Below are 16602 nucleotides of genomic sequence, written 5' to 3' on the forward strand. Positions count from 1 at the left end.
GCCTGAGTGCTGCATAGGCCCAAGACAACGGCAACTGCAAATCTGTTCAATGATGCCCCCTCAGGCTCCAAGTGTATTCTTGTGGATACGTCCATCCTTCATGACGAGCTTCAGCGTCCGCTCGGGATCGGCGATCAAGGAGATGTCATCGAGCGGATCGCCGTCGATCACGAGAAGATCGGCATAGGCGCCCGCCTCGATCACTCCGAGCTTTCCTGGATAAGGATTGCGCGGCCCGGAAAGACCTGCAAGTTCGGCATTGCCGCTTGTCAAAAGCCGCAACACCTCGGCGTTGTCGTACCACCGCGCAAATTTGGCCAGTTGCTTGCCTTGTGTTGCCGTGCCCTTCGGGTTGAACAAAATGTCTGTGCCCAGCGCCATCTTGACCTTATGCTTGCGTCCCAGTTCGACTGCCCGGGCAGTTCCATCCGCAATCATCTGCTGGTGCGTGCGCTGCTCGGGAGAGGCATAGGTGTTGGCATCTTCATCGGCAAGAAACGGCTGGATGCTCCACCAGGCGCCCGAATCCGCGATACGCTTCACCGTCTCCTCGTCGGCAAGCTGGCCGTGCTCAATCGACTTCACCCCGCACGCGAGCGCCCGCTGGACTGCGGCGGACGTATACGCATGGATGCAGACATATGTGCCCCAGTCGGTTGCAGCTGCCACAGCCGCCTTCATCTCGGTTTCGGAATACTGAAGCGCATCGATAGGGTCATAGGCGGAGGCGACACCGCCGCCACCCATGATCTTGATCTGGCTGGCACCGAGCATGAGTTGCTCGCGGACACGGCGCAGCACCTCCGCCTCGCCGTCGGCGATCGCCGCAATACCCGCCGTTTCCGTTATGTTGAGATCGGTTTGAGGAGTGCGTGGCAGCTCGGTGCGTATACGGAAATCGCCATGCCCGGAGGTCTGCGAGATCATTGCTCCGGAGGGATAGATGCGCGGCCCTGGTATGCGCCCCTCATCGATGGCGCGCTTCAGTGCAAATGATGGTCCCCCGACATCCCGGACCGTCGTGAAGCCACGCAGCACCGTGCGCTCAGCCTCTTGTGCTGCGATCAAATGGACGTACGGAATGTCGGCGGTCATGGCCACCATTTGAGAAATGCCTGCGAGGATCGAATGCCAGTGTGCATCGATCATCCCAGGCATCAGCGTACGGCCGCCGCAGTCTATGGTGTCGGCATCTGAAACTGCGTCGCTTGCAGGGACAAGTGCCTTGATGAGCCTGCCATCGATCAAGAGGCCGTGGGCTTCGACCAGCTTGGATGTCATGCCGTCGAAGATCTTGACGTTGCGAAGCAGGACTGGCTTGCCGGACTGTGCGAAGGCAGGGACCGCAGCACCAAACATCGGAGCTGCGAGAACTCCAGCGACTGCCTTCAAGACGGAACGACGGGAAAGACCCTTGTCAACGCGCGTGAGTAGCTGCTGAGCCTGTGGAGTATGGCACGCGCAGGTCCAACCGTGGGCAAGGTGTTGATATTTCTGACCGATCCGCAACAACGGCGCGCCCCTCCTTGCCGCTATGATTTCGCGAGCACATCAGATGTTTGCTTCAGGTTCAAGCCTTAATCCGGAATAGCCAACCCTGGCGGCCAACGGAAAGTGACAGTCGAAAGCGCAATGGCTGACGGATGCCCGCGAGCCAATGTCGGCCGCCAGGATGCTGAACGCGTAGTAGAGTGTCCCGTAACCGATGATCTGCGTAACGCCGAGGGCGACGATCGGCGAACGCTCGGCAGTCATATGGATTTCAGGCTCACTCGCTTCTCCAGCTTGGCGAGGCTTTCCTTGCGCTCGCTGTAGCGGTCGGTGAGATGGTCCGAGATGCCACGGGTCAGCAGCGTGAACTTCATCAGGTCTTCCATCACATCGACGACCCGGTCGTAGAAGGAGGATGGCTTCATGCGCCCGCCTTCGTCGAATTCCTGCCACGCGTTGGCGATGGAGGATTGGTTCGGGATGGTCACCATGCGCATCCACCGACCGAGGATTCGTATCTGGTTCACGGCATTGAAGGACTGCGAGCCACCGGAAACCTGCATGAGCGCCAAGGTCCGTCCCTGTGTTGGCCGGATGGCCCCGCCCGGCAGAGGTATCCAGTGTAGTTGATCGTCACTCCGTGTTCGAATACTGAACGTAGGTCTTACCCACCGCGGTCGTTCTCCTTGCAAGTGCGCCGGAGGCTGCGTGCGAGGAGGTACTTGACCGCGCGTGGCAGAGCTTTGCAAGCGAGGCACCCAGCAGCTTTGACGCACGTCAATGCGCCCTAGCCTGGATGTGTCACTGGTTGCTCAACTTGGAGCACCCAAATGGCCTACAACAGTGTTCTCCTGCACCTTGATATCGACGGTCCCATTCGGCCTCGGGTCGCGTATGCAAAATCCGTGGCTCTGATGTTCGACGCAGATCTTATTGGTTTTTGCGCCGCCGAGCCTCGCTACGTGATGCGCCTTGGCGAGAGCAATATGGCCGTTGCTGACGAGCTGAAGCGCCAGTGCGAAGCCATCGAAGCTAGCCTCGCCGCAGCGAAAGCGGAATTCGTTCGCGAAACTGAAAACAGCAAGCGTGCCAGCTGGCGCGGATTGATCGGCAATCCAACCAAGTTGCTCGCGATTAACTGTCGAGCGGCAGACCTCATTATTTCTGGGCCCCAGCCCGACTTTCCACTCGATACGTCCCGCAGCGTTGATCTGGGGACGCTACTCCTGTCTTCTGGACGTCCAGTACTGCTCGCGCCATTTGATTTCCAACTTCCAAAGGCCGAGGCCATCCTGATTGGCTGGAAAGATACACGTGAAGCACGTCGTGCGATTGTCGATGGCTTACCGTTCTTGACTGCGGCATCACGAGTACACGTTGTTACTGTCGATAAGAATACGCCGGCGACCCGGGCAAGCATCGATGACGTTGTTGCTTACCTGGCCAGGCATGGCATCAAGGCATTCAGCGAGATCGTTGATGTTGGTGGCGCGAATGAAGCCGAGGCCCTAATGGAGGCCGCGTCGGAATTTGGAGCTGACCTGATTGTGTCCGGGGCATATGGGCACAGCCGCCTCAGTGAATGGGCCTTTGGCGGGGTCACCCGTACCTTGCTTCGGGGCAAATCGGTCAATCGGCTGCTATCGAACTGAAAACCGGATACGGGGACTAGCAATGCCCGATCTCGAGTTTGTGACGTTGGTGACGAGGCCCTTTGCATTCGCCTCGAAGAGCTGTGCGCCCTCACAACTTGAGGATGCTCTAACGTCTAGTTTCGAGAAACTCTACCATACCCTGTCGTCCAACATGGTTGTTCCTGCTGGCCTCCCCGTCGTTCACTATCGCGAGATTGGTGAACAGAAGATCTCTTTCGACGCAGGATTTCCAATACGTGAGGATCAGTTCAGGATCTTGAGAGGGTCGGGATTGGGACTCGGCGCAACAGCGGCCGGAGAAGCCGTCAAGGTGGCGAACAGAGGGTCTGGCGAGCAACTGCATCTCATGCACGCGAGGATGCTTCAAGCGATTCAGGGTGGCGGACTGAAGGCGGCCGGCGACCTATGGGAATTCTATCTCGATCCGCCAGTTTCGGTGGGTGAGAATGTCACAGAGGCAGTGTGGCCGCTTCGCGATAGCGCCTGATCGCGGCCAGGTTCTGTTGCAACCAATTTGACGTACATCAATGTTGTCTAATGTTTCAGGCGTATTGTTTTGGGATATCGCCATAGACAGCTTCGGAAGAATGAACGCGGCGCAGTTTGTGCGAAGATCCCTGGTGTCTGCAGGCGATTGGTCAACGTTCAAGAGGATCAATTCCATGACTGACACATCGACCAAACTTCCAGTGAAAGCGGAAAAGGGAGCTTCCCCGGAGCCGCGCGGCAACGGCTGGAGCCCATTTGAAACCTTGCGCCGAGAAGTCGATCGTCTCTTCGATGATTTCCATCCTTTCGGCTGGCGTGGGTCATTTCCTAGGCTACCGGAGCCGCGCACTTCTTTCGAAGGAAGTTGGCCACTGGCTCCTGCGATGGACCTGGTCGAAAAGGAGAAAGAATACGAAATCACCGCCGAGATGCCGGGTGCCGACGAGAAGAACATCGACATCAAGGTCACCAACCACCTGCTGACCATCAAGGGCGAGAAGAGCGAGGAAAAGGAGGAAAAAAAGAAAGACTATTTCCTCTCGGAACGTCGCTACGGTTCGTTTCAGCGGTCCATTCAGATTCCTGACGGAATCGATCCCGACAAGATCGAAGCCACCTTCTCGAAAGGCATCTTGACTGTCAGGCTGCCGAAGACCGCGGAAGCTCAAAAGCCCGAAAAGACAATCACGGTGAAGACCGCATAGGGCCCGCCACACCGAGTGTCGGCGTGTTTGTAGCGCCGGCACCTCCGCCCGGAGATGTCCCGATGGTAGCCGAAAACGTCAAGCTTCGGTTGGGTCCCAATCCTGAAGCGAGCGTGCGCGCCCTGAGGCAACTGGGCTTTCTGACGACGAGACTGCCAGATACTTCGCAACGACGTGGAGGGAGTTGGCGTGGCTGGTCTCCCAAACCACTCAAAGTCGAGACACTCCGGCAAAGGACATGGAGTCGACCTCATGGGACACGCATCCAAGCCGAACTTCTCACATTCCGCCCAAAAAGCTCAGCAATGGGTGAATGAGTTGGCTGCTGATCTCGGCTGGCCGGAAAACCTTTCTCATCGCTTGATGAGGTCGGTGCTTCAAGCGTTGCGCGATTGGCTGTCGCCCGAAGAGGCCGCCGATCTTTCCTCACAGCTCCCTGAGATGATCCGGGGGATCTATTTCGAAGGCTGGAATCCAGGGACGTCACCCGCCCGGGAGCGTGACAAGCGTGACTTTGCGCTCCGAATCTCGAAATCCTTGGACGACCAGCCGGAGATCGACATCGAGGAGGGCATTGCAGCCGTATTCAGGCTTCTCGATCGGCATCTTTCGCATGGTGAAATTGTCCAGGTGAAGAATTCGATGCGCAAGTCGCTCCGACATCTTTGGCCGGAATGACGATAATGTTCCAAGACAGACAAGAGGCTGGCGAAAGGCTGGGACTTGAATTGCTTGGTGCCAAGCTTTTCAAACCCGTTGTTTTGGCGCTTCCCCGTGGGGGCGTTCCAGTGGCTGCGGCCGTCGCAAGAGCTCTCGATGCACCGCTCGACGTGCTCATTGTCCGCAAAGTCGGCGCACCGGAAAATTCGGAGTTGGCTGTCGCCGCAATTGTCGACGGCACACCTCCGGATGTGGTTGTGAACCGCGAAATCGTCGAAGCATATTCCCTGGGTGACGAGGAGCTCGCTGCCCTGGTTAGCGCAGAGCGCCCGGAACTGGAGCGACGCAGCAGGCTTTTCGGAGCGGTCACTCGTCCCCATTCTCTGGCTGGCAGAACTGCGGTCTTGGTCGACGATGGTGCCGCTACAGGGGCGACCCTGAAGGTCGCGTTGCGAGCAGTCAAACGGCGGGGACCCACACGTACCGTCGTGGCAATCCCGGTTGCACCGTCCGACGCGCTTGATGTTGTCCGGCAGGAGGCCGATCAGGTCTTCTGCTTGAGCACGCCTGGCCGCTTTCGGGCCTTGAGCTATCACTATCGCAGCTTCCCTCAGCTGACCGACGAGGACGCGATGAATGCTCTTCGGGCAGCCGACGAAGAGCGAAGACTTCGTCATCCTCGATAAGTCAACTCGAGTGTCTTTTCTCGTGCAGTGGCAGTGCGATCCTCAAATGTTTGCTCTACGTCAAGGTTAAGGTCTCCCGAGACGATCATTCTGATCATGTTCAGGTCGATGTTGCGTCCTGAGCGTTGCTCAAGGAGACGCAGGATGAAAACCCAGATTTTTCTGCCACTCGCGACATACCCCGATGCAAACTCCGATACCGTCGCCGTCAATGCTGTCGCTGTCGCGCAACAGCTCCATGCCGACCTGTATGCTCTCGCGATTGATGCCGCCATCCCTCACGTTTCGAGTCCATTGTCACGAATTCTGATTGATGTCCCGGCCCGTATCCGCCAGGCCGAGGCAATCAGCCACCAAGCCGGCGAGCACCTCCTCGCGAAATTGATCGAAGAAGGATTGCGACTGGGCGTTTCAGTCACCACTGCCTCGGAGGCTGTCCTTCTCGCGCTTCAGGGTGAAAGTGCAGCAACCCACGCCAGGTACTATGACCTTGCCGTTGTCGGATGGGAGCCTAACAACCAGACTTCCCGGATGATTGCGGAAGGGGTCGTTTTCGGCTCTGGCAGGCCAACTATCCTCCTGCCCGACTCGGCGAGCGCAGCCAAGATCGAGCACATCGCAATCGCATGGGACGGCAGCCGAGTGGCAGCTCGCGCCGTGGCTGATGCACTGCCGCTTCTGACACACGCCTCCAGGATTCATGTTCTCACAGTAGTTGACGAAAAGCCGCTGAAGGCAGCTGACATCGGCGAAAAGCTGGTTGCCTCATTGAGAAAGCGTGGGCTCAACGCTGATGCCGCAGACATCAAATCCGAAGACTGCCCGATCGCAATTACCTTGCAGGAACGGGCAATCGAGCTGGGTACGGATCTCCTGGTGATGGGGGGATACGGCCATTCCAGGGTTCGCGACTTCGTACTTGGCGGGGCGACGGAAGGCGTTCTGACGGACTTGCGTCTGCCGATACTGATGTCGCATTGAGGGACTTGGCCATGGAGTTCTCAAGCAAAGTCGCGCTCGTCACCGGAGCTGGATCGGGCATAGGTGAGGCTGTGGCTCGCGAGCTTGCCGCCGGCGGTGCCAAGGTTGTTGTGGCCGACATCGACATCCACTCAGCGGCACGCGTGGCGGAAATCATCGTGGCTGAAAAAGGCGAAGCCCATGCCTGTCAGGTCGACGTTGCCGATCCGCGATCAGTTGAACAGATGGTCGGGTTCGCCGTGGAGACGTTTGGAGGTCTCCACCTTGCGGTCAACAATGCGGGCATAGGCGGTGCGGAATCCGAAACGGCCGACTACCCGATCGACAATTGGCTAAGCGTGATGGAAGTGAATCTCAATGGTGTCTTCTACTGCATCAAGTTCCAGCTTCCGGCCATGCTGAAGTCCGGTGGAGGAGCGATCGTCAACATGTCGTCCATTCTGGGGTCGGTGGGCTGGAGCAAGGCTTGCGCGTATGTCGCAGCAAAGCACGCCTTGGTTGGATTGACGAAAGCTGTGGCCCTTGAATACGTAGGGAAGAATGTTCGCGTTAACGCCGTCGGCCCAGCGTTTATCGACACTCCGCTGCTGAAAAAGAACCTGGACGACGAGACGATCGGACAGTTGGCGGCGCTTCACCCGTTGAACCGCCTCGGGTCTGCGCGTGAGGTCGCGGCGCTGACTTGCTTCCTTTTGTCTGAAAGAGCCAGCTTCATAACGGGTAGCTATCATCTGGTCGACGGAGGTTACACGTCGCGCTAGTCGCCCTCACGGCATCGCGAACGTGCCCGGTTGCCAGCAGCGAACACAACCTGCGGAGGCACGACATGAGACTGGTAATTTCCTTGGGTGGGAATGCCCTCTTGCGCAAAGGGCAGGCGATCACGGCTGAGAACCAGCGCGAAAACGCCGCCATGGCCACCACGTGGCTCGCGCCCGTGTTTCGGGAACACGACGTGGTGATCGCTCACGGCAGCGGCCCGCAATTGGCGATGCTCGCACTGCAGTCGTTTTCTTATCGGGTCGCCGAACCTACGCGTCTTGATCTGCTGTGTGCTCAAGCCGGGGGTGAGACAGGGTATCTGCTGGCTCGAGAGTTGCGGAACAAACTCGGGAGCGACCGACACGTTGTCGCGCAAATGGCGCAGGTGCTGGTCAATGCCGATGACGAGGCATTTGGAAAGCCGGCCAAGCCCATCGGACCCTTCTACGAACGGACCTACGCCCACCAATTGCGCCAGCTGCGTGGCTGGCAATTTACGGATTTTGACGGCGAGTATCGACGTGTTGTCCCAGTTCCCCGCCTCCTCGAAACCATCGAGATTGGCGCAGCGAAATCTTTGATCGGATCTGGTACGGCAGTTGTTATGTGCGGCCCCGTACCCGTCGCTGCGGGGCCTTCGATCCGTCTTCAATGGGGCCTAAGGTGAAGGCCGCATGCGATTTCGTCGAGGCATCGCACAAATGGGCTGCGATCGGATCGATTTCGAATGCGGAACATGTCCTGTCAGGAGAGGCCGGGACACGTGTTGTGCCAATCACGGCTGGCGCGATCGACTTCTGGCCGCGCTGACCCAGCGTTACGGAGGTGAGGTCATGTGGGTTCGTTCTTTGTCTACGCTCGACTGCAGCAAGATTCTGGCTCGCAGTCACTTCGGCCACCTGGCTTGTTCCAAGGACAGACGGCCATACGTAGTACCGTTTTACTTCTGTTACTCAGACAACAGGCTTTACGCATTCTCGATGCCTGGAAAGAAGATCGACTTCATGCGAGCCAATCCCTGCGTTTGCGTGCTGGTCGACGAAAGGGGAAGTGGCCGAGAGTGGCGCAGCGTGCTGGTCGATGGCCGCTTCGAGGAGCTGAAAGGCGACACGCCCCAGAACAAGATCGATCAGGAGCATGCCTGGAACCTGCTCAGCAAACATGTGAATTGGTGGGAGCCAGGCGGTCTGAAACCCGATCAGCGTCCCATTGCCGATCACTCATCCCACCTCTTCTTCCGGATTTACGTGGAACAGATATCGGGCCGGGAGGCCATAGAGGGTGAGCAATCTTAAGGAATATTGGAATCTGATACGCGAGGTCGGTTCTATCTCTCACCGACCTCGCGGCTTAAATTCAGCGTGCCATCAATACCGGGATTGAAACGTCTTCCAGGATCGATTTGGTAACGCCGCCGAAAATCTTCTCGCGAAGGCGGGAGTGGCCGTATGCGCCCATCACGATCAGGTCAGCGGACATGTCCGAGGCATGCCGCTTCAGCACATCGGCGACCTTTTGCCCTGAGCTCGGCAACCTGTCGACCGTAACCTTTGCGCCGTGGCGGGCCAGATAGGTCGCTATATCGGCCCCTGGCTCGTCGCCCTGACGGCCTTCACCTTCAAGCGGATCAACGAGCACCACATGTACCTCGTCTGCTGCCTCCAGGATATCGATGGCTTCCCGAACTGCCCGCGAGGCTTCGGCGCGCGAATCCCATGCAACCATCACCTTCCTGGGACGCAGCGTCGGTTTGGTGCCCTCGGGCGACAACAGCATTGGCTTGCCCGATGAGAAGAGCGCACCTTCAATCGTCTTGTCCCTGAGCGTTCCGCCTGCCAAAAGCTCCGGCCCGACAAAGGTCAGATCGGCATAGTGGGCGCGCCGCCCGATAATCTCGTCGGCCCAAGCTATTTCGGGATAGGTGTTGGTGACATCCGCCGAAATCGCAGCGCCGGCAAGCACTTGCGTGACCTCGGCCGTCCTCGAATCGAGCCGCTCGAGATCGGCGCGCCGCTCTTCCATCCAGGCGTCGGACATAGGGGCCGCGTAGTCGCCGATGGGCGGGGGAGCTGCGAGTGTTACGGCAAGCACGGAAAGATGAGCGTCCAACTCCGCGCACAAGGAGGCGGCCAACTTGATGTCGTTGTCGCCGCGGTGGGTGCCCGTAACCGTTAGAATTGTCTTGAAGGCCATGGCTTGAATCCTCAGTCAATTGAAACCAGGTCTTCTGATACCGCCCAGGATCGGAACATTCCTTGCTCTGCGTCAATTCGTGAAAGCGCATGCGATTTGATCCGTATCAAGGTTTCGCATGACAGGGACATTAGGCTCCAACCCAATGGGCTGAGGCCGCCATATGAAACGCTTGATCACAGTCGCTGTATTGGTTTCAGGCAGCTTAATTTCTCTTCATGCTCAAGAGATGAGCTACGGGAAAACCGAGTTTCTGAACTCATGCGCCGCCTGCCACGGAAGTGGCGGAAAGGGCGACGGCCCTCTGGCTGCGGAATTACGAAGGGTGCCGACAGATCTGACCCTGCTTGCAGAAAAGAACGGCGGCGAGTTTCCCTATCGGCGTGTGCTGGCGACAATTGATGGGCGTTATGTTGTTCCAGGTCATGGCGAGCGCGACATGCCCGTCTGGGGGCAGCAATTTCTTTTGAGCGATAAGCGTATTTATGGGCCGGACGACGGACCCGTCGTGACGCAGGCAAGGATTCACGAGCTGGCAACGTTCATCGAGAGCCTGCAGAGTTCGAGGAACGAGGGTGCAGTCCCCTGAGACCACAGGATGGATCGAGGGTATGGATAATGATCACCGATAAACAGGTCGAAGCAGTTGAGTTCTTGTTGGATGCCACCAGTCATGGTGATCCGCGGCCCGTGGAATTGATCGAGACGCACATTTCACGCGTGTTCCTTGCAGGAGACCGCGCGTTCAAGATGAAGCGTGCGGTGCAGCTTCCGTACGTGGACTTCTCTTCAGCCGATCGTAGGCTTGCTGTTTGTCAGCTGGAGGTGGACCGCAACTCAACGACGGCACCGGAGCTCTATCTCGGGGTGAGACGGTTGACGAGAAGACCTGACGGCCGCCTGGAGTTTGATGGAACGGGAGATCTCGTTGACGCTGTGGTCGAGATGCGGCGTTTCGATCAATCTGCCTTGCTCGACAAGATGGCAGTGGCAGATGAATTGACACCACAACTGATGACCGATGTTGCCCGGACGATCATCAGGTTTCATCGTGATGTGCCTGTGTCCCATGACTGCGGAGGTGCTGCCAATCTGCAGCGGGTGCTCGATATCAATCTTGCAGGTTTTGGCACGAGCCATGTGTTCTCCAGATCCGAGGTCGAGGAGTTCGATGGCCTCTTCCGGACGACCCTGCAACGGCACGCGGGCCTGCTAGACAGTCGGGAACGACATGGAAAGATGCGCCGATGCCATGGCGACCTTCACTTGCGCAACATATGCCTCTTCCAGGGCAAGCCCCGTCTGTTCGACTGCATCGAGTTCAACGACGACATCTCTACGGTCGATGTCCTCTACGACCTCGCGTTCTTGCTGATGGATCTTTGGCATCGGGGTCTGCCCGAGCTTTCTAACCTGGTTGCGAACCGCTATCTTGATGAGGCAGACGACGAGGACGGGTTCGTACTCCTGCCGCTGTTGATGGCAATCCGTGCCGCTGTACGCGCGCACGTCACTGCCACGCAGGCCGAAGAAGGCGGGCCCCAAAAGACGCGACTTGCAGGGGATGCACGATCGTACTTCGAGCTCGCGCATCAACTTCTGGTCGCTTGCCTGCCCCGTCTCGTGGCGATCGGGGGCCTCAGCGGCTCCGGCAAGACGACGGTCGCGGAAGCGCTTGCAGCGCATATTGGAGCTCCGCCAGGCGCACGTATCGTCGAAAGCGATCGCATTCGGAAAATCCTTCATGGTGTGGCACCCGAAACCCGGCTCCCCAACAGGGCCTATGCCCCCGAGGTTTCCGAGCGCGTCTATTCGGAGATGGCGTGGCGTGCGGGACTTATCCTGTCGCAGGGGAGCTCGGTGGTGGCAGATGCCGTTTTCGAGCGTCCGAAAGACAGGGACAGAATGGAGCTCTGCGCCAGAGAACGGGGCGTGCCATTTTCGGGATTTTGGTTGGAGGCCGATGCCAACCTGCTTTGGTCGCGGGTGAGCGAGCGAAGTGGGGGTGTGTCAGATGCGACGGTGGACGTGCTGTCGCATCAGCTTCGCAGGTCGGTTGCCGATGTTGACTGGAAAAGCTTGAATGCCGCCCAGACACCTGCTGGCGTTGTCTCAGACATTCTGGTCGCCATAGATCACGAGGTTTCCTGCTGAACTGTCAGTCGCTGGCTTCGGCATTCGCGCGAGGTTTCAGCAGCAGCGACGCTCGGCAGAGGCCGGGGTCGTCGATTTCATGCTGGATCACAAACCCAAGTACGCGGCACATGGACAGCATCTTGCGGTTCTCGGCGAGGATCATGCCTTCGATCCTGGAGATTCCGTCCTCACGGGCATAGTCGATAAGCTGGTTGAGCAGTTCCCAGCCGATGCCTTGACCCTGCAGATCCGTTCGGACGAGCAGCGCATATTCTGCGACGACATGATCCGGGTCGCATGAGAGGCGGCCAATGCCTGCGAGCTCTTCACCACCACGCGCAATGACTACAAAGGCCATCTCGCGGTCATAGTCGAGCTGGGTCATTCGCTTCAGCATCTGGTCCGGAAAGTGCTTGCGGGGACTGAGAAACCGCAGTCGCATGTCTTCCTGCGTGACCTTGCCCAAGAATTCCGGATAGAGAGCGACATCTATCGGCTTGATCGGCCGGATGACGTATCGCTGCCCTTTGACCTCGATGTCTCGCTCCCACTTTGATGGATATGGACGAATGACGAGATCGGCATTGGGTGGAGGGGCCTCGATCAACGATGGATCGAACTGAATGCGGGCATCCAGGGCGACCGCTCCCTCGCGATCCGACAACAGAGGATTGATGTCCATTGACTTGATGCAGCGAAAGTCGACGACCAGTCGCGAGACACTGTCCAAGGCACCCAATATGGCGGCTCGATTGGCTGGTTCGCGATCACGATATCCTGCCAACAATCGGCCTGCCCGCGTATTGTCTATGAGATCTCCGGCCAATACATCGTCGAGCGGAGGCAAAGACACTGCCGTGTCGTCAAGCAATTCAACGGCAACGCCGCCGCTTCCAAACATTATCACAGGCCCGAAAATCGGGTCTTGATGGATGCCTACGAGCAGTTCGTATGCCCCCCGCCCGCTAATCATGGGCTGGACCGTGAAACCGTCCACCGACGCATCAGGCGCAGAGTGCTGTATGCGAAGGCAGATGGCCTCGGCGGCATCCCGCGCAGCTTCAGCAGAACCCAGGTCGAGAGCCACCCCGTCAACGTCTGACTTGTGAGAGATGTCCCTGGACACAAGTTTGACGACGACCTTGTCGACAGTCTGGAGCATAGCTGCCGCGGCCTTCTCGACATCTGAGGGGGACCTTGCGACTACGGTCTTTGGCGTTGCGATGCCATATGCCGCGATAACCTCTTTCGCTTCGGCCTCCGTCAACATTTGCCGTCCATCAGCCGCAGCCGCCCGGAAGATTGCTGTCGCGTGGGAGCGGTCAGCCAAGGATGCGCCCCCAGACTCTGGCGGCACTCGCATCAACGCGGCCTGGGCTCGCGACCACTCGCCGAGATATGATGCTGCCTGAGCTGCCTCAGCCGGAGTCTCGAAACTCGGGACCCCTGCGTTCTGCAAAAGGTGCCGCCCCTGTCGTGCTGTGCTTTCCCCAAGCCAACAGGTGATCAACGGCTTTCCGTTTATCTTTCCATTTTGCGCGATTGTGGAAACCGCGGATGCCGCATCGGTCGCCGAGGCGAGGCCAGTCGGACAATTGAGAACCATCAGGGCATCGGTTCCGGGGTCGGCTGCCACGGCTTGAATGACATCGGCATATCGACGTGGCGATGCGTCACCGATGATGTCTACCGGGTTTCCCTTCGACCAGGTTGGCGGCAGGCAGGCGTTCAGGCGTTCGATCGTCGCGAGAGAGAACGCAGCGAGTTCACAACGGCGATCAAGCAAGTCGTCGACAGCGAGGACTCCGGCACCGCCGCCGTTGGTTACGATGCCCAGGCGGGTTTGTTGAAGCGGCCCCAGCAGAGCTAGTATCTCTGCCGCATCGAACAGCTCAATGAGACCTCCGACGCGAAGAATTCCCGCCCGGGTGAAAGCAGCGCTGACCGCGCGATCACTCCCGGCAAGTGCTCCAGTGTGTGTCATCGCCGCTTTCGCAGCCTGATCATGTCGGCCTGATTTTATCGCCACCACCGGTTTGAGCCGAGCTGCAGCCCGTGCGGCCGACATGAATTTCCGCGGATGGGGGATAGTTTCCAGGTACATTAGGATCGCATGCGTGGACGGGTCACTTGCGAGCAGGTCAAGGTAGTCGCCAACATCAACATCGGCCATGTCGCCCAGGGACACGATGTGGGAAAAGCCGACATTGTTGTCGAGTGACCAGTCTACCAGCGCTGTCACGATCGCCCCGGACTGGGAAAGCAGCGCAATGCCGCCCGTGGACGCATTGCAATGCGAAAAGCTGGCGTTGAGATTCAGCTTGGGCGTGAGCAAGCCAAGCGTGTTAGGCCCCACTATTCGAAACAGATTGGGCTTTGCGGCCTCGAGCATTGCCTGCTTGAGGCCGTTTTCCACCGTCAGGCCGGCAGTGATTACGACGGCCGCCTTGCAGCCTATGTCGCCGAGATCCCGGACAATGCCTGGAACCGTTTCGGCAGGGGTAACGATCACGCTGAGATCGGGCGCCTCGGGAAGTTCTTTGGCGGTTCGATAGCAAGGTCTGCCTGCGATCTCACGGTGCTTCGGATTGACTGGCCAGATCTGGCCTTCGAACCCTCCCTGGACAATGTTTTCTATAACCACCGCGCCTACCGAACCGAGCCGGGTCGATGCGCCGAATACGGCGATCGATCTGGGATGCAGCACGAATTCCAGGTTGCGGATGGTCAAAGCGACTTCCTCCTCCATGGACCAGTACGGCTCCGCGTTGCAGGACGCATTGCCCTAGATCAATTCCCGATGTCGCCGTTCAGATTGACATGCATCAAGGCTCGTCGGGTCAACCCGTGCTCCATTTGTGAAAAAGGAGGAACCAAATGAACATGCAGTTCACCAAGCTCATGCTGGGTGCGGCAGTCGCGATTGTTGCCCTGACCAGCGAAGTCCCAGGCACTCTGGCCCAGATGCGTGGCCCGCTGATGTTCCAAGGTCATCAAATGATGTCCGCGGATGAGATGGCCACGATGATGGACCGGATGCGTAGCGCGAAGTCCGACGAGGAATGCGACGCTATCCGGGCCGAGCACCATGAGGCCATGCAGAAACGCGCAGCGGAACTGGGGATCACCCTGCCACAAGACTCCGAATGGGAACACAAGCCATCCGGATGCGGCACTGGGATGATGGGTGGCAATGCCCAGAAATCGCCGACGAGCAAGTGAAGCATCCTGACGGATCCGGCAATCTCCAGACCTTCAAGGATCACGCAATGGCTCACAACAAGTGTTGTTCCGTTCGGAGGCTCGCGAGAAAATATTGCGAGGCGCTGCCCAGGTCGTCGAAGCGGTAGTCGGATGCGCTGACTAGTGTTCAACTGTCGGCGTGCTCAAAAAAAGCTGCCGACGAGACTCTTCAACGAAGGACCGAAAGCCGCTTCGGCCTCGGTCCTCGCCGCCGGTTGGGCGAGATGCTCTCAACTTGATAACAACCGATTGACCCGGGCTTCATCGAGCAATGCGCGCGTGACCCCACCGAACGCCCACTCTCTCAATCGGCTGTGCCCGTACGCGCCCGACACCACGAGGTCAGCACCGCTATGGTCGATGAAATTGAACAGCATGAGATATTCGTCGGGGCTTTCGATCAATCTTGGCGTGGCTTTGATGCCGTGTTCCGCCAGGAAGGCTACTACATTGTTTAGGCCATCTCGAATGACTTGATCGGCCTCAGCCGTCACGGTCACCACCGTCACTTCTTTGGCCGCGACAAGCAGAGGCATTGCATCGGCCACGGCGCGTCGGGCTTCGCGTGTGTCTTTCCAAGCCACAATGATGCGCTCGGCGCTGAACTGTTCAACCTTATCGCGCACGACCAAAACCGGACGGCCCGCACGAAGAACGACACTGGCGGGACTGGCATGCCGATAGGAGTCCCCGGTAGCCGCGCCCTCTGAGGCCGCCATGACGATGAGATCCGCCGATTGGGCTGCCTGGACGACCGCATGGGTGGGGCTGGTCAGGCTTTGCCGCCATTCGGTCCGTACTGATCCTGCGGTCAACTGGTCGAACTCTGCGCGTACTTCCGTGAAACGCTGCTCGATATCGTCACGCATCAGTTGCCATGCTTCCGAAATGATGACCCCGCCTTCCGGCGTTGCCATTGGCAGCGGTGCATCACCCCCGCAGAGACCGATTAGCCTTGCGTCGTAGGATCTCGCGATATCGACTGCCAACTTCACAATCGGAACGACCGGTCCGTCGATATCGATGTTCACTAGGATGGATTTGTAGCTCATGGCTGCGCCTCGAAATCAGGACTTAAGTGGTCGTAAGATGACGGAAGCTGCGGCAAAGACCTTGACGCGGATCAACTTTCAATCCGTGTTCAATACGGATTGTCTGGCGCGACAGTGTCCTTTGTTACAACCACGATAGCCGCAGCGTCTTCGATGCGTCCGATTGCGCCAGGCCTGCCCGTCGCGCGGGCGAATTCCATCGCCGCCAGCATGCCGATGGCGGTAATGGCCCAGCCAATCACAATGGCAAGAGGACCTGCGCCAGCGGTCCTGTTTTGCGGCAGGCTGAACACCCTGGATCCGACCATCGAACCGATGACAAGGGCCGTCGACGGGCCCAGGCGCAGCTTGGTCCCGTTTGCTGTCGCGGCGGCGGAGTTAGGTGCGGAAGAGATGTCTGTGGCAGCCATGGTGCGTCTCCCAAAATGCAGACCAATTGCTGGCAGAGCGCGCTGCAATTGGCCGTTCGGCTTTGACGCGCATCAAATCGCTGGAGAGCAGTGTTTTGGTTTGAGGTCGGAGCGAGCGCGGATTCAAATTGACGTGGATC

At 58.5% G+C, this 16602-nt stretch carries 18 protein-coding genes and 1 pseudogene; 12 read left to right on the plus strand and 7 right to left on the minus strand.

All coding sequences use genetic code 11. From position 1 onward, the window contains the following. Nucleotides 1-60: 60 nt before the first annotated feature. The 3 genes and pseudogenes from B015_RS0110045 to B015_RS30720 all read right to left on the minus strand — a co-directional run. Entirely contained in the window at nucleotides 61-1359 is a 1299-nt protein-coding gene (locus tag B015_RS0110045; RefSeq protein WP_018427559.1) for an amidohydrolase family protein, read from the minus strand. Nucleotides 1360-1551: 192 nt separating this feature from the next. After that, nucleotides 1552-1755 (minus strand): hypothetical protein, encoded by a 204-nt coding sequence (locus B015_RS0110050; protein ID WP_018427560.1) that lies wholly within the window; start codon nucleotides 1753-1755, stop codon nucleotides 1552-1554. Next, nucleotides 1752-2120: pseudogene (locus B015_RS30720) on the minus strand (NAD(P)H-dependent oxidoreductase); the annotation flags it as partial. The gene B015_RS0110050 and the pseudogene B015_RS30720, both read right to left, overlap by 4 nt. A 201-nt stretch (nucleotides 2121-2321) precedes the next feature. Here B015_RS30720 and B015_RS0110060 point away from each other — a divergent pair. The 9 genes from B015_RS0110060 (at nucleotide 2322) to B015_RS0110105 (ending at nucleotide 8723) form a co-directional block, all read left to right on the plus strand. After that, nucleotides 2322-3143: a universal stress protein gene (locus B015_RS0110060; RefSeq protein WP_018427562.1), complete on the plus strand. Its 822-nt coding sequence runs from the start codon at nucleotides 2322-2324 to the stop codon at nucleotides 3141-3143. Between the two features lie 22 nt (nucleotides 3144-3165). Continuing rightward, complete coding sequence (locus B015_RS0110065) at nucleotides 3166-3633, plus strand: hypothetical protein (RefSeq protein WP_018427563.1); 468 nt, start codon at nucleotides 3166-3168, stop codon at nucleotides 3631-3633. A gap of 175 nt (nucleotides 3634-3808) precedes the next feature. Continuing rightward, nucleotides 3809-4339 carry an Hsp20/alpha crystallin family protein gene (locus B015_RS0110070; RefSeq protein WP_026227108.1) on the plus strand — a complete coding sequence of 177 codons (531 nt, stop codon included), beginning with the start codon at nucleotides 3809-3811 and terminating at the stop codon, nucleotides 4337-4339. 252 nt (nucleotides 4340-4591) lie between these two features. Beyond that, a complete protein-coding gene (locus B015_RS0110075) occupies nucleotides 4592-5017 on the plus strand; it encodes a DUF2267 domain-containing protein (protein WP_026227109.1) in 426 nt (141 codons plus the stop codon). 5 nt (nucleotides 5018-5022) lie between these two features. Continuing rightward, complete coding sequence (locus B015_RS0110080) at nucleotides 5023-5685, plus strand: phosphoribosyltransferase family protein (protein WP_040456649.1); 663 nt, start codon at nucleotides 5023-5025, stop codon at nucleotides 5683-5685. Nucleotides 5686-5829: 144 nt separating this feature from the next. Beyond that, nucleotides 5830-6666, plus strand: coding sequence for a universal stress protein (locus B015_RS0110085; RefSeq protein ID WP_018427567.1), 837 nt, complete (start codon nucleotides 5830-5832; stop codon nucleotides 6664-6666). 11 nt (nucleotides 6667-6677) lie between these two features. After that, nucleotides 6678-7427, plus strand: a complete 750-nt coding sequence (fabG, locus tag B015_RS0110090) for a 3-oxoacyl-ACP reductase FabG (protein WP_040456652.1) — start codon at nucleotides 6678-6680, stop codon at nucleotides 7425-7427. 65 nt (nucleotides 7428-7492) lie between these two features. Then, nucleotides 7493-8095 carry a hypothetical protein gene (locus tag B015_RS0110095; RefSeq protein WP_018427569.1) on the plus strand — a complete coding sequence of 201 codons (603 nt, stop codon included), beginning with the start codon at nucleotides 7493-7495 and terminating at the stop codon, nucleotides 8093-8095. A gap of 166 nt (nucleotides 8096-8261) precedes the next feature. Continuing rightward, nucleotides 8262-8723: a pyridoxamine 5'-phosphate oxidase family protein gene (locus B015_RS0110105; RefSeq protein WP_026227113.1), complete on the plus strand. Its 462-nt coding sequence runs from the start codon at nucleotides 8262-8264 to the stop codon at nucleotides 8721-8723. Between the two features lie 61 nt (nucleotides 8724-8784). Here B015_RS0110105 and B015_RS0110110 read toward each other — a convergent pair whose 3' ends face one another. Beyond that, a complete protein-coding gene (locus B015_RS0110110) occupies nucleotides 8785-9621 on the minus strand; it encodes a universal stress protein (protein ID WP_018427572.1) in 837 nt (278 codons plus the stop codon). Between the two features lie 163 nt (nucleotides 9622-9784). Here B015_RS0110110 and B015_RS0110115 point away from each other — a divergent pair, with 163 nt between their 5' ends. Together B015_RS0110115 and B015_RS0110120 are read left to right on the plus strand one after the other, a co-directional pair. Beyond that, entirely contained in the window at nucleotides 9785-10210 is a 426-nt protein-coding gene (locus B015_RS0110115; protein ID WP_018427573.1) for a c-type cytochrome, read from the plus strand. A gap of 29 nt (nucleotides 10211-10239) precedes the next feature. Next, nucleotides 10240-11775, plus strand: a complete 1536-nt coding sequence (locus tag B015_RS0110120) for a bifunctional aminoglycoside phosphotransferase/ATP-binding protein (protein ID WP_018427574.1) — start codon at nucleotides 10240-10242, stop codon at nucleotides 11773-11775. Between the two features lie 4 nt (nucleotides 11776-11779). Here the strand turns inward: B015_RS0110120 and B015_RS0110125 are convergent, their stop codons facing one another. Continuing rightward, a complete protein-coding gene (locus B015_RS0110125; protein WP_026227114.1) occupies nucleotides 11780-14488 on the minus strand; it encodes a bifunctional acetate--CoA ligase family protein/GNAT family N-acetyltransferase in 2709 nt (902 codons plus the stop codon). A 146-nt stretch (nucleotides 14489-14634) separates the two neighbouring features. Between B015_RS0110125 and B015_RS30725 the strand changes: the two genes are divergently transcribed. Further along, nucleotides 14635-14979, plus strand: coding sequence for a hypothetical protein (locus B015_RS30725; RefSeq protein WP_018427576.1), 345 nt, complete (start codon nucleotides 14635-14637; stop codon nucleotides 14977-14979). 251 nt (nucleotides 14980-15230) lie between these two features. Here B015_RS30725 and B015_RS0110135 read toward each other — a convergent pair whose 3' ends face one another. Together B015_RS0110135 and B015_RS33815 are read right to left on the minus strand one after the other, a co-directional pair. After that, nucleotides 15231-16052 (minus strand): universal stress protein, encoded by an 822-nt coding sequence (locus tag B015_RS0110135; RefSeq protein ID WP_018427577.1) that lies wholly within the window; start codon nucleotides 16050-16052, stop codon nucleotides 15231-15233. An 89-nt stretch (nucleotides 16053-16141) separates the two neighbouring features. After that, entirely contained in the window at nucleotides 16142-16462 is a 321-nt protein-coding gene (locus B015_RS33815; protein ID WP_018427578.1) for a hypothetical protein, read from the minus strand. Nucleotides 16463-16602: the final 140 nt, after the last annotated feature.

Origin of the sequence: Hoeflea sp. 108 (genome assembly GCF_000372965.1) — a bacterium.
GTDB lineage: Bacteria > Pseudomonadota > Alphaproteobacteria > Rhizobiales > Rhizobiaceae > Aminobacter.